Below are 12455 nucleotides of genomic sequence, written 5' to 3'. Positions count from 1 at the left end.
GCCCGCAGCCACCACAAGACTGCACCGTAAGCCCATTCAACCCTGTGTCGTTTTACCTGCGGCGCTTGCCCGCTGCCTCTACGCCATGCCACTGCATTTGACCGACAACGCCGACGCTAGCCCCGCCAACCACTCGCGTTTTTTCCAGCGGCTGCACCGTCGCTATGGTGCGCAGATGGCTGCGCTGCCCCCAGGCGCCCCTGTGCGGGCCAGCATGGAGCAAACGCTGACTACCCTGCGCGCCCAAGGCAGCGATACCGGCACGGCCCTACGCACCCTGCGCCAATTGGTGATGGAACGCCTGATGCGCCTGGACTGCGAGACCCAGGCACCACTGGACGTAGTTACCCGCGCCGTGACAGAACTGGCCGAAGTGGCACTCGACCATGCCTGCCGCCAAGCCCGCCAAGAACTCGACGAGCGCCACGGTGCCCCCTGTGGCCCCGAGGGTCAGCCAGTGCAGCTATGGATCATTGGCATGGGCAAACTGGGGGCGCGCGAACTCAATGTCTCCAGTGACATTGACCTCATCTATGTTTACGAGCACGACGGAGAGACCGCAGGCACCGCTGATGGGCGCGGGCGTATCTCCAACCACGAATACTTTGGCCGTGCCGTCAAAATCATCTACAGCTTGGTGGGCGACACCACCGAGCATGGCATGGTGTTTCGTGTCGATCTGGCGCTGCGCCCACATGGCAACTCGGGGCCGCCCGCCGTATCACTGGCGGCACTGGAAGAGTATTTGCAGATTCAGGGTCGCGAATGGGAGCGATTTGCCTGGCTCAAGAGCCGAGTGGTAGCCCCGTTCGATTGCATTGGCAGCCCCCAAGTGCAAGCCTTGCGCTCGGTCGTGTTGCCCTTTGTATTCCGGCGCTACCTCGACTACAACGTGTTTGAATCCTTGCGCAACCTGCACCGCCAAATTCGCGACCATGCTGCTCGGCGCAGCGCAGGCCACCCCGAGCGTGCCAACGACGTCAAACTGTCGCGCGGGGGCATCCGCGAAATCGAATTCACGGTGCAATTGCTGCAGGTGGTGCGCGGGGGCCAGTTCCCAGAGTTGCGCCGCCGCCCCACACTGGATGCCTTGCAGCGGGTAGCCCAAGCGGGCCTGATGCCCCCAGAAACGGCCGATGCGCTGGCACGGGCTTATGTGTTTTTGCGCCGTGTAGAACACCGCATTCAATACCTGGACGACCAACAAACCCACATCCTGCCAACCCGTGACGATGATCTGGCCTGGATTGCACAGACCATGGGCTACACCAGCTGCGCCAGCTTTTTGCACGAACTCGATGCCCATCGTGAACTGGTAGCACAAGAATTTGACACCCTGCTGGGCGGAGACACCAAAAAGCCCTGCGCGGGCAACTGTGCTGGCCCCCATGCCAACACCCCCGCAGCCCCGGAGCTAGACAATTTGCTAGAAGACCTGCCCCCCGCCTTGAGAGAGCGGGTGGCCGAATGGCGCAACCACCCACGGGTGGGGGCGCTGCGAGAAGAGGCACGCGCCCGACTGTTTAGGCTGGTACAACGCACCGCACAATGGCTGCGCGATGGCCGCGCCAGCGACGAGGCAGCAGTGCGCCTGATCAATTGGTTTGAATCCCTGCTGCGCCGCGAAAGCTATCTGGCCCTGCTGCTGGAGCGCCCCGCCGTGCATGAGCAGCTGTTGCACCTGTTGGGGGCAGCCCGCTGGCCCGCCCGCTACCTGCTGCAACACCCCGGCGTGATTGACGAGCTGGCAGGCAGTGCCCTCTTGCAAGAACGATTTGTCCCAGCAGACTTTGAACGCGATTTAGCCCGGCGTTTGGCCTCGTTGCGCTCGACCAAAGAAGACGACGACGAAACCCTGCTCAACCTATTGCGCCGGGCCCACCATGCCGAAACCTTTCGCACGCTGGCCCGCGATGTGGGCGAACGCCTCACGGTAGAGCAAGTGGCAGACGACCTGAGTGCCTTGGCCGACAGTGTGCTGCGCGTCACGGCCCAATGGTGCTGGGAACGCCTCAAAAACCGCCACCGCGAAGTGCCGCAATTTGCCATCATTGGTTACGGCAAACTCGGCGGCAAGGAGCTGGGCTACGGCAGCGATCTCGACATTGTTTTTGTCTTTGACGACGACGACGACCGCGCCCCAGAGGTCTATACCGCCTTTGTACGCAAGCTGATCAACTGGCTCACCGTCAAGACCGGCGAGGGTGACTTGTTCGAGATCGACACCGCACTTCGCCCCAATGGCAACTCGGGCCTGCTCGTGACCAGCTTCCTGTCTTACGCCAACTACCAACAGCAGCGCGGCAGCAACACCGCTTGGACATGGGAACACCAAGCCATGACACGCGCACGTTTTGTGCTGGGCAGCGAAGATCTGCGCACCCGCTTTGACGCCGTACGCCAAGCCGTGATCAGTGCCCCCCGCGACGCCGTGGCCTTGGCTCAAGAAATCACCGCCATGCGGGCGCGGGTGCTGGGTGCCCACCGCCCGCCCCCCGAGCAGTTCGACATCAAATACAGCCCCGGTGGCATGGTGGATGCCGAGTTTGCCATGCAATATCTGGTGCTGCTGCACTCAGGCGCCCACCCCCAACTCATGGACAACGTGGGCAATATCGCCCTGCTGCAACGGGCGGAAGATGCAGGCCTGCTACCAACGGGTGTGGGCCAAGCGGCTGCCAGCGCCTACCGCGAGTTGCGCCGGGTGCAACACCGCGCCCGCCTCGATGAGGTGCCCACCCAAGTCACCTCGCCCGCGCTACAAGCCGAACGGGCCGCAATCCAAGCACTGTGGCAGGCCGTATTTGGACAAAACTGAAGCAGCCCCGCCACAGGCAAGGCCAACACGCCCGAATGGGCGGTGTCTGTCCGCATAATGGATAGGCCATGAACCTGCTTACCCTGAACATCGACACCATCCCGCTGGGGCAGCCCCTAAGTTTTGTCTTGCGCAGTGCCAGTGGGGCAGTGCTGGCACAAAAAGGCTATGTGATTCGCAACCGGGCCGAGCTAGACCTGTTGGTACAGCGCGGCGTGCATCTGTGTGTAGACACCGAGGAGTCCGACGACAGCCACCGCGCCTACATGGGGCAATTGCAACGCATGTTGCTGTCAGAAAAGCCCCTGAGCGAAATTGCCAAAGCCCGAATGGAAATGGTGGCCCAAGGCACACAAGGCGAAACCCACAACGGCCCCCCCAACTGGCCCGACCTGCAACACCGCGCCACCCAACTGCTGCGCTCTCCCCCGGCCCACGAGTTTGGCACCCGCTTCATGGAGTTGCAAGCCGACCTGTCGCGCTACTGCGTGCTCACCCCCGATGCCACCTTGCTGGCGCTGGTGCGCATTTCAGGGCAAGAAACCCGGATGTACAGCGCCACGCACAGCATGTTGGTGGCCTGTGTCTGTATGGTGGTGGCTCGGGCCACCCTGCGCTGGGACGAGGAGCAAATTTTGCGCATTGGTTGTGCCGCCTTGAGCATGAACTGCGCCATGACCGAACTGCAAGACCACTTGGCCTTGCAGACCACGCCACTGAGCGCCGAACAGATCAGTGCCATTGAAAACCACCCCGAACGCAGCGAGACACTACTGCGCAGCCTAGGTATCCACGACCCCATCTGGCTAGAGGCAGTGCGCCAACACCACCACCGCACCCCCGGCCCGCTGGCCCACAAAACCGAAGCACAGCAAATGGCCCGCCTGATCCAACGGGCGGATATTTTTTCGGCCCGTTTGGCCCCCCGCGTAGGACGCCACCCCATGCCCGTCACGGCGGCTATGCAGTCCTGTTATTACGACGAGGAGCACCAAGTAGACGAGGCCGGCGCAGCCATCGTCAAAACACTGGGCGTCTACCCCCCTGGCACCTTCGTGCGGCTGGTCAGCCAAGAAGTGGGCATGGTGGTGCGCCGAGGCGTCACAGCCACTACCCCGCGTGTTGCCGTGGTGCTCAACCGCCAAGGCATGCCCACTGGCGAGCTGATTCCGCGCGATACCGCCATGCCCCACTGGAAGATCACGGGCGTCGTGGCACACAAAGATGTGTTGCGCATCCAAGTACCGCTGGAGCGGCTGCTGGCCGTGGTTTGAGCCAGAACAGACACCACCCAGACCCTATGCAAAAATTTACCTGCATGGGTCTTGGAACTTTCACCACCCGCCCTTACTCTAGTGTGTATGCCACGCAAAAGTATTGCGGGGCGCTGGTTGCTTTTATGGTTGCGAAGCCTTTCAGGCCCGGTGGGTCTGACTGCAATCCCGGAGCGCACCTCCTCCCTCCCTCTCTTCTTCGTTCAGGGGCGCTTCGCAACCTTTTTCTTTTTGTGCCGCCAATGTGCGTGGCTTACTTGAGCCAGCCACGCTTGCGGAAATACCACATAGGCACCAAGGCGCTGGCAACCATCAGCACCAACGCATAGGGGTAGCCCCATTTTTGCGACAACTCGGGCATGTACTGAAAATTCATGCCATACACGCTGGCAATCAGCGTCGGGGGCAGCAGTGCCACACTGGCCACCGAGAACATTTTGATGATCTTGTTCTGGTTGATATTGATAAAACCAACCGTGGCATCCATCAGGAAGTTGATTTTGTCGAACAAAAACGCCGTGTGGCTATCGAGCGAGTCGATGTCGCGCAAAATCTGGCGGGCATCCTCAAACTGCTCGGCATTGAGCATTTTGCTGCGCATCATGAAGCTGACTGCACGGCGCGTATCCATCACATTGCGCCGGATGCGTCCGTTCAAGTCTTCTTGGCGGGCAATGGCCGACAACACTTCACTGGCACGGGCGTCCGTCACACTGCCCGAAAGCACCTGGCTACTGACCTTTTCCAAGTCGTCATAAATGCCCTCTAGCGTGTCGGCAGAATATTCAGCATCGGTATCAAACAGCCGCAGCAGCACCTCGCGTGCATCCTCAATCAGCCCAGTAGCCCGGCGGGCGCGCAAGCGCAGCAGACGAAAAACCGGAATATCTTCTTCATGGATGGAAAACAGCACCCCCTTGCTGCGCAGATCGGGGTTGATGAGGTTCAGAATAAAAGCCACCCGAACCGAGCGGGGGTCTTCATCATCATCGATCAAGAAGTCGCTACGGATGTGCAACTCGCCGTTGTCTTCTTCGTAGAAGCGGGCAGACTCCTCAATATCCTCGTCCATCGCATCTTCAGGAATGGACAGGCCATAGTGCTGCTTGACCCAGCGTTTTTCTTCAATGGTGGGAGATTCCAGATCGACCCAGATCGGACGAAAGTGCGACAGGTCTTCCAGCGCCTCGATTTCTTGCTGCACAAGACGCCCATTGGCAAGCGTAAAAATATTGAGCATGGCTCGCTCCCAGAGTAGACAGGCAGGGGGGGGGTGAATAGGAGGCGCTTTCAGCCCCGGCACCTGGCCTGAGAGCTGAAAGCTACCGACTCGGGTAGGCTTCCATGGGCAATATCTCCATCTACAACATGCGAGGGGTCAATTATCGCACTGGGCTGTGACTGGCACATGACCAAACGGCGGCCAGACGAGTCGCGTCCACCCCGTCCCAAATGGCTCAATAGTGGGGCGGTAATTCATCGCGCGGGCTGTGGCGCACCGCCCCCCGCTCTTCAGGCATCTGCTGGCCCAGGCGGCGTACCTCCTGCAACAGCCCATCAATTTGCTGCTGTTGGCGATAGAGCACCAGATGCAGCTGGTCGAGCGCATCCTCCTGAAAGCTCAACTTGGTTTCGAGATCCATCAAACGTTGGTCGGTGTCGGATTGGGAGAGCATGGGTTGGTTGCAGAGACATAAAAAAGAGGCGCAAGTGCTGTAGCCACTTGCGCCTTCAGGGGGGAGCGAAATCAGGCCGTAGGGCTACAGCCTGTGTGCCTTACTCCGCGTCTTGCAAATGTGCTCCGATGGTGTCGCGGGCGTGGCGGGCCTTGGCCCGGCCCAAATCAGCATCCAAGGCGTGGATCAATTTGTCCACAGCACTCACAAAAGCCACTGCCACCTTGTCACCATCGGCAGTGACGGTCACGGGCTGGCGCCCAGCGGGACGTGCCTCCAGACGGCAACGCTTGTCATTGGCACCGGATTTGCCGGCGTCCACATCGGTCAGGAACACTTCGACGCGGGTGATGTGCTCGCGAAAACGGGCCAGCCGCTCAAGAGCTTCGGCCTGAATCCATTGGGCCAGGGATTCACCGCCTTGAATGTGGTCGTTGGCGTGTACCTGCACTTGCATGTTGATCTCCTTTTCGAACTGCGGTCGGCTTGGTGCCGACAACACCACTGTAAACCAGGAGTTGGGGGTCTTGGGCCAAGCTTGACAGATTTTTGGTGCTCAGCAGGGTAATCACAGCGGCACAGCTCTGGTCGTGCCAGAATGCCTGTTGCCGCAGCATGGCCCGGTGCAGACTGGGTATTTTCCTTCCCATCCAACGAGCAAAACCATGAAGATACGGGTTCTGGGCTGTTCTGGCGCCATTGCGCAACATGCCCGCACCACCTCCTTTCTGCTCGACGAGCACATCCTGCTCGATGCTGGCACTGGTGTGGCCGATCTACCGCTGGGCGAGATGGTGCGCATTGACCATGTGCTGCTCACCCATTCGCACCTAGACCATCTGGCAGCCTTGCCACTGATGCTCGATGCCGTGGCGGGGTTGCGCAGCCAACCATTGCGGGTGCATGCCCTGCCTGCCACCATTGCGGCGTTGCGACACCACATTTTTAATGGGGTTATCTGGCCCGATTTTTCAGTGATTCCATCGCCACAGCGGCCCATGGTGCAGTTTCATCCGATTGAAGTTGGGCAGGTGCTCACACTGAACGGCTTGCACATTGAAGTGCTGCCTGCCCACCACACCGTGCCTGCCGTGGGTTTTGCCGTGGCTACCCCCCAAGGGCATTGGGTTTTTACTGGCGACACGGAGCGCAACCCTCCCTTTTGGCAACGGCTGCGCCAACTGCCCTTGGCAATGCTGGTGATTGAGTTGACTTTCAGCCAACGTGCCAGTGCCCTGGCCCACGCCAGCGGCCACCTGTGCCCGCAAGTGCTGGCCGAAGAATTGGCCCAACTGCAAGCCCCACGGCAACCGGGCTGGCGTCTGGGACTGACACACACCAAGCCGCTGGAGGCAGCCTTGCTGCACGCTGAAGTAGAAGCCTTGGGACTGGCCCAACAATATCCACTGTTCTGGCTGGAGGCCGGTCAGATTTTTGAGTTCTGAACAATCCATCATGGGCCAACCTATCACCGCCAATATCGATGAGGCCGCCTTCTTTCGTGCCCTGCAACACCTGAGCAATCGCATCCACAACACCGACCGTATTGAACAAATCATGGTCGATTTGGCGCAGTCTATCTGCGACCTGTTTGGTGCAGATCGCATCACCATCTACACAGTGGCCGATGATGGTGATTACATCGTCTCGCGCATCAAGACCGGGCTGCAAACCATCCGCAGCATTCGCCTGCGCATCAATAACAACAGCGTGGCCGGTTATGTGGCACTCAAACGGCGCTTGGTCAATGTGGCCGACGCCCACGACGCCGTGGCCTTGCAGCACATTGCCCCCGACCTGAACTTTCAGCCCGAGGTCGACCGCCGCTCGGGGTATCTCACGCGCCAATTGCTCACGGCCCCCATTGTCCAAGATGGCACCCTGTACGGTGTGCTACAACTGATCAACACCCGCAGCGGCGAACCCTTTGGTACTGCCGCCGAACAGGGGGCAGCCGAACTCTGCAAAACCTTGGCTATTGCCTTCAAGCACCGTGGGCTACCACTGAGCATGCAAGCCCTCAGCGAGGCCGAAGCCAGTGCCCCACCCGCCGCTCCCAGCCGCCCGTCCGCCGCGCCCCCCGGCAGCATGCGCTACCAGTGGCTGGTGCAACAAGGCCACATCACAGCCCCCGACCTCACCCAGTGTTTGCAACAGGCCCGGGAAAATGGCCTGTCAGGCGAGGCCATGCTGTTGCAGCAGGGGGTGGCTGTGGCGGCCATCGGGGCCAGTCTGGCGGCTTTCTTTGGCGTGCCCTATGTGGGTTTTCAGCCGCAGCGCCTGCGCATCGAATCCTTGCATGGCGCCCTGAAACGGGATTTCTTGCTCACCCAAGGCTGGGTGCCTCTGGAAGAGGGCCGCAGCGGCTTACAAATCATGTGCCTCGACCCAGAGGCTGTGCAAAGCGCGCGGATTGTGGGGCAGGTTTTTCCACAGGCCCACCCCATTGAATATGTGGTGACCACCCGGCAGGATTTTCTGCAAACCCTCGATCAACTCTACCCGGCCCAAACCGACACCAGCGTAGACCGCATGTTGGCCGACTTGACCGATACCGTGCCAGATGACAGCATGGACGACTCCACCCTGGTCTCGGCGGCAGCCGACAACGAGCTGGTCAAACTGGTCAACCGCATCATCCTAGACGCACACCAGCAAGGCGCCTCCGACATCCACATTGAACCCCTGCCCGGCAAAGAAAAAACCCAAATCCGCTTTCGGATCGATGGGGGCTTGCGCCCCTACATCGAGATTCCGGCAGCCTACCGGGCACCGCTGGTCACGCGCATCAAAATCATGTGCGATTTAGACATCTCGGAGCGGCGCAAGCCCCAAGATGGGAAAATCCAATTTCGGCGCTTTGGCCCCTTAGACATTGAGCTGCGCGTGGCTACCATCGCCTCGATGGGGGGCGTAGAAGACGTGGTGATGCGCCTGTTGCGTGGCGGCGAACCACTGCCGCTAGAGCAGCTCAACCTCAGCCCGCACAACCTGCAACGGCTCACCGACACCATCACCAAGCCCTATGGTCTGTTTTATGTCTGTGGCCCCACCGGCTCGGGCAAAACCACGACGCTGCATTCCATCCTCAAACACCTCAACACCCCTGAGGCCAAAATCTGGACAGCAGAAGACCCGGTAGAAATCACCCAGCGCGGCCTGCGCCAAGTGCAAGTCAACAAAAAAGCCGGGGTGGACTTTGCCACCGTGATGCGCGCCTTTTTACGCCTAGACCCCGACATCATCATGGTGGGCGAGTCGCGCGACTTAGAAACCGTGAGCATGGGCATCGAAGCCTCGCTCACTGGGCATTTGGTGTTCTCTACCCTGCACACCAACTCGGCCCCCGAATCCATCGTGCGCCTGCTCGACATGGGCATGGACCCCTTCAATTTTGCCGATGCACTGCTGGGGGTATTGGCGCAGCGGTTGGCGCGAAAATTGTGCAGTTGCAAGCAAAGCTACCGGCCCGACGAGGCCGAATTGACCGCCTGTGCCCATGAATACCTGCACACCTCTACCCAAGTGCAACCTACGCCGCAGCAGTGCGAGGCTTTGCTGCAAAGCTGGCGCAGCCAATACGGCGACGCCCAAGGCGATTTGCATTTATACCGTCCTGTGGGCTGCGACACATGCCAAGGCAGTGGCTACAAGGGCCGCGTAGCTCTGCACGAATTGCTGGTGGCCGACGATGCCATCAAAGAGCACATCCAACTGCGTTCTCGGGTAGCGCAATTGCTGCAATCGTGTTTGGTCAGTGGGATGCACACCCTCAAAATGGACGGCATAGAAAAGGCCTTGCAAGGCCTGACGGATCTGCGCCAAGTCCGGCTGGTATGTATCAATTGACATCCTCCCCGCTCTAAAGGACGGGAATTCCTACTGCTAGACGGCGATGCCCCGCCGCGAGAATGTTGCGTGCTGCATTCACATCGCGGTCGTGTTCCGCTGCGCAGTCGCTGCACTTCCACTCTCTTATTCGCAAACCCGCTCTACCTTTCGGACTACTGGCAGGGATGGCCCCGCAGCACGAGCAAGTCTGGGTTGTGTAGCTTTCATTCACTACTTCAAAGACGACACCGGCCTGATGGCTCTTGTATTCCAACATCGTCTTGAGCATGGCCCAGCCCGCATCCAGCGTGGACTTGGCCATCTTGGTTTTGACCAGCTTGGCGCTGCTCACATCACCGACAAAAATAGCGGCGTTTTGTTTCACCAGTTCCGTGCTGAACTTATGCAGCACATCTTTGCGCTGGTTGGCAATTTTTGCGTGGATGGCTTTGATCCGGTGCTTTTGGTGCGCCCGCTGTGCAATACCGAGTTTGCATTCGAGCTTGCGGTAAAAACGCCCTTCAATGCGTTCGCCGGTAGAAGTGACCGCCGCCTCTTTCAAACCCAAGTCGATACCGACACTGGCTGCGCCCGCGCTGGCTTGGACTTGCACCTTCACCACCACATTCAAGTACCAGCGCCCGCGTGTATCTTGGCTGAAGCTGCCAGCGCGCAACTCGTAGTCCGCCAGACCGTAGCTGTCCCAGAGGCTCAATTTCTGACCTGCAAAAGCGATTTGCCCCGCCTTGTATTGCACAGCACGCGCTTTGAACGGAATCCAGCCCAGACTGTATTTGCTGCTCTGGGGGTTGGAGACGCGCCAGCGCAGTTTGGCTTTTTTGAATTGCTTGCGGGCCTTGGCGTAGTCCTCGCACACCTGTTGCACAGTGGGCGAACCGATGTGTATGCCATCGCACTGGCTGAAACCGTTGGTCAGCTTTTGCAGGTCGTAGCCCGCGAGCCATTGGTGGCGCTCGCGGATGGCGCGGTGGCTGGTTTCGTTGCAAAAATTCCAGACCTGATTGACCTCACGCGCCATCAACGCCAGCACTTTGGCGTGCTTGTCTTTGATGCGCAGACGCAGGGTTTTGGTGCAGTCCATGATGTAGATTATGGATTGCTAATCCCTATTAGCACGCCTACGGCGTGCGCGCTCTCAACCCCGGACTGAAGAACTTCGGGGCTTCCCGCGCATCGGTGATGGCACTGGCCTAGCAGTCCATCTGCTCTGGGGCCAAAAATGCCTGTGCATACTGGCGGTACACCTGCTGGCGCACAAACACTTCATACAGATCCGGATCAATATGGCCCCGATCTTTAAAGCCCTGCAAAACCTCCAGTGCCTGCGATAACGGCATGGCCCGCTTATAGGGGCGGTCGTGGGCCGTCAAGGCCTCAAAAATATCGGCAATGCCCATCATGCGCGCCTGCCAACTCATCTGCTCACGCTTGAGGCCACGCGGGTAGCCGCCCCCATCCATGCGCTCGTGGTGGCCTCCGGCATATTCGGGCACGTTTTGCAAGTGTTTAGGCCAAGGCAGGCTTTGCAACATCTTGATGGTGGCCACAATATGGTGGTTAATGATCTCGCGTTCGGCCCCATTGAGCGTGCCAGCGCGCACCATCAGATTGTCCATCTCCTCGTCAGTCAGCAGTGGCGCTTGGGCACCCGAGGGGGTTTGCCAATGGTAGCTACGGCCAATCTGGCGCACCCGTTCCACGTCCGCATCCAGCATGCGCTCACCGCCAATGTTGGCGCGGCGTATAAAGTCACGGTCGGCATCGCATTGCACACAAAAGGCAGCATATTCGGCTTGGGCCTGGGCCGCATCCGCACCTTGGGCCATCGCCTGCCATTGCCGCACCAGTGCATCGCGCTTAATCACTTCCCAGCGGGTATCCACCTCGTGGATACGGTCGTGCAGGGTTTGCAGCTTGGTGGCTTTGTCCACCACATGCACAGGGGTGGTCACTTTGCCGCAGTCGTGCAGCAGTGCGGCAATGCGTAGCTCATAAAAATCTTTATCGCTCAAGTGCACCTGCGCCAGCGGCCCTTCTTGCGTGGCATTGACGGCCTGGGCCAACATCATGGTGAGCTCGGGCACGCGCTGGCAGTGACCGCCGGTGTAGGGCGATTTGTCATCAATGGCCAAGTTGATGGCCTGAATAAAACCTTCAAACAACGCTTCCAGTTGGTGCAACAGCTGGCGGTTGTTGAGCACGATGGCCGCCTGTGAGGCCAACGATTCGGCCAGACGCTGGTCAGCCTGCGAGAACACGCAGACCCCACCACTGGCGGGGTCTAGGGCGTTGAGCAGCTGCAACACCCCAATCAAGGCACCCTCGTGGTTTTTCATGGGCACCGTCAAGAACGATTGCGAGCGGTAGCCGGTGCGCTGGTCAAAGGCGCGGGTGCCAGAAAAGTCGAATCCTTCAGCCGCATAGGCATCAGGAATGTTGACCGTTTGGCCGGTATTGGCCGCAAAGGCCGCTACCAAGTGGTTGTTGGGCGAACCATCGGCCTTTTGCAGCGGCAAGTCGTGAAACAGCCCCGAGATGGGTTGGCCCGTGGTTCCCCCCAGCGCAATCTTGAGCGAATCGGTGCGAACAATCTCAAAATGCAGATGCTGCCCATCTTGGGTCAGCAGGTAGAGGGTGCCACCATCGGCATGGGTAATCGCCTTGGCCGCCAACAAGATTTTTTCCAGCAGGCGATTGAGGTCGCGCTCGCTAGACAAGGCTGCGCCTATCTCGTTGAGCTGCTCAAAACGTCGGAACAGGGTGTCTGTTGTTTCCATTGCTGCCACCTCATCGCCTTTTTTCATGCAGGCCAAGCCTGTTGCTGCACAGCAGCCC

Annotated in this window: 9 protein-coding genes; 4 read left to right on the top strand and 5 right to left on the bottom strand. The window is 59.6% G+C overall.

The window, feature by feature from the left end:
- Nucleotides 1-85 precede the first annotated feature (85 nt).
- Nucleotides 86-2818 (top strand): bifunctional [glutamate--ammonia ligase]-adenylyl-L-tyrosine phosphorylase/[glutamate--ammonia-ligase] adenylyltransferase, encoded by a 2733-nt coding sequence (glnE, locus tag ACYVB2_RS12405; RefSeq protein WP_382433424.1) that lies wholly within the window; start codon nucleotides 86-88, stop codon nucleotides 2816-2818.
- A 68-nt stretch (nucleotides 2819-2886) separates the two neighbouring features.
- Nucleotides 2887-4092, top strand: a complete 1206-nt coding sequence (locus tag ACYVB2_RS12400; RefSeq protein WP_382433426.1) for an HD-GYP domain-containing protein — start codon at nucleotides 2887-2889, stop codon at nucleotides 4090-4092.
- A gap of 253 nt (nucleotides 4093-4345) precedes the next feature.
- Here the strand turns inward: ACYVB2_RS12400 and corA are convergent, their stop codons facing one another.
- The 3 genes from corA to ACYVB2_RS12385 all read right to left on the bottom strand — a co-directional run bounded on the left by corA (nucleotide 4346) and on the right by ACYVB2_RS12385 (nucleotide 6225).
- Nucleotides 4346-5332: a magnesium/cobalt transporter CorA gene (gene corA, locus ACYVB2_RS12395; RefSeq protein WP_382433428.1), complete on the bottom strand. Its 987-nt coding sequence runs from the start codon at nucleotides 5330-5332 to the stop codon at nucleotides 4346-4348.
- Nucleotides 5333-5549: 217 nt separating this feature from the next.
- Nucleotides 5550-5768, bottom strand: a complete 219-nt coding sequence (locus ACYVB2_RS12390) for a SlyX family protein (RefSeq protein WP_382433430.1) — start codon at nucleotides 5766-5768, stop codon at nucleotides 5550-5552.
- 100 nt (nucleotides 5769-5868) lie between these two features.
- Entirely contained in the window at nucleotides 5869-6225 is a 357-nt protein-coding gene (locus tag ACYVB2_RS12385) for an HPF/RaiA family ribosome-associated protein (protein WP_382433432.1), read from the bottom strand.
- 208 nt (nucleotides 6226-6433) lie between these two features.
- Between ACYVB2_RS12385 and ACYVB2_RS12380 the strand changes: the two genes are divergently transcribed.
- Nucleotides 6434-7213: a 3',5'-cyclic-nucleotide phosphodiesterase gene (locus ACYVB2_RS12380; RefSeq protein WP_382433434.1), complete on the top strand. Its 780-nt coding sequence runs from the start codon at nucleotides 6434-6436 to the stop codon at nucleotides 7211-7213.
- Nucleotides 7203-9617, top strand: coding sequence for a GspE/PulE family protein (locus tag ACYVB2_RS12375; RefSeq protein WP_382433436.1), 2415 nt, complete (start codon nucleotides 7203-7205; stop codon nucleotides 9615-9617). The genes ACYVB2_RS12380 and ACYVB2_RS12375 overlap by 11 nt, the downstream gene beginning before the upstream one ends.
- Nucleotides 9618-9630: 13 nt before the next feature.
- On the opposite strand, the gene ACYVB2_RS12370 is transcribed toward ACYVB2_RS12375, so the two are convergent.
- Nucleotides 9631-10701 carry an RNA-guided endonuclease InsQ/TnpB family protein gene (locus tag ACYVB2_RS12370; RefSeq protein WP_382433438.1) on the bottom strand — a complete coding sequence of 357 codons (1071 nt, stop codon included), beginning with the start codon at nucleotides 10699-10701 and terminating at the stop codon, nucleotides 9631-9633.
- A gap of 109 nt (nucleotides 10702-10810) precedes the next feature.
- Nucleotides 10811-12424, bottom strand: a complete 1614-nt coding sequence (locus ACYVB2_RS12365; RefSeq protein WP_382433440.1) for an HD domain-containing phosphohydrolase — start codon at nucleotides 12422-12424, stop codon at nucleotides 10811-10813.
- Between the last annotated feature and the right edge of the window lie 31 nt (nucleotides 12425-12455).

It is taken from the genome of Giesbergeria giesbergeri (assembly GCF_054779375.1).
This window is presented reverse-complemented; position numbering and strand designations above follow the sequence as displayed.

Bases quoted from the DNA above. Each gene is read 5' to 3' on its own strand.
- glnE (WP_382433424.1), top strand. From the start codon at position 86: ATGCCACTGCATTTGACCGACAACGCCGACGCTAGCCCCGCCAACCAC.
- ACYVB2_RS12400 (WP_382433426.1), top strand. From the start codon at position 2,887: ATGAACCTGCTTACCCTGAACATCGACACCATCCCGCTGGGGCAGCCC.
- corA (WP_382433428.1), bottom strand. From the start codon at position 5,332: ATGCTCAATATTTTTACGCTTGCCAATGGGCGTCTTGTGCAGCAAGAA.
- ACYVB2_RS12390 (WP_382433430.1), bottom strand. From the start codon at position 5,768: ATGCTCTCCCAATCCGACACCGACCAACGTTTGATGGATCTCGAAACC.
- ACYVB2_RS12385 (WP_382433432.1), bottom strand. From the start codon at position 6,225: ATGCAAGTGCAGGTACACGCCAACGACCACATTCAAGGCGGTGAATCC.
- ACYVB2_RS12380 (WP_382433434.1), top strand. From the start codon at position 6,434: ATGAAGATACGGGTTCTGGGCTGTTCTGGCGCCATTGCGCAACATGCC.
- ACYVB2_RS12370 (WP_382433438.1), bottom strand. From the start codon at position 10,701: ATGGACTGCACCAAAACCCTGCGTCTGCGCATCAAAGACAAGCACGCC.
- ACYVB2_RS12365 (WP_382433440.1), bottom strand. From the start codon at position 12,424: ATGAAAAAAGGCGATGAGGTGGCAGCAATGGAAACAACAGACACCCTG.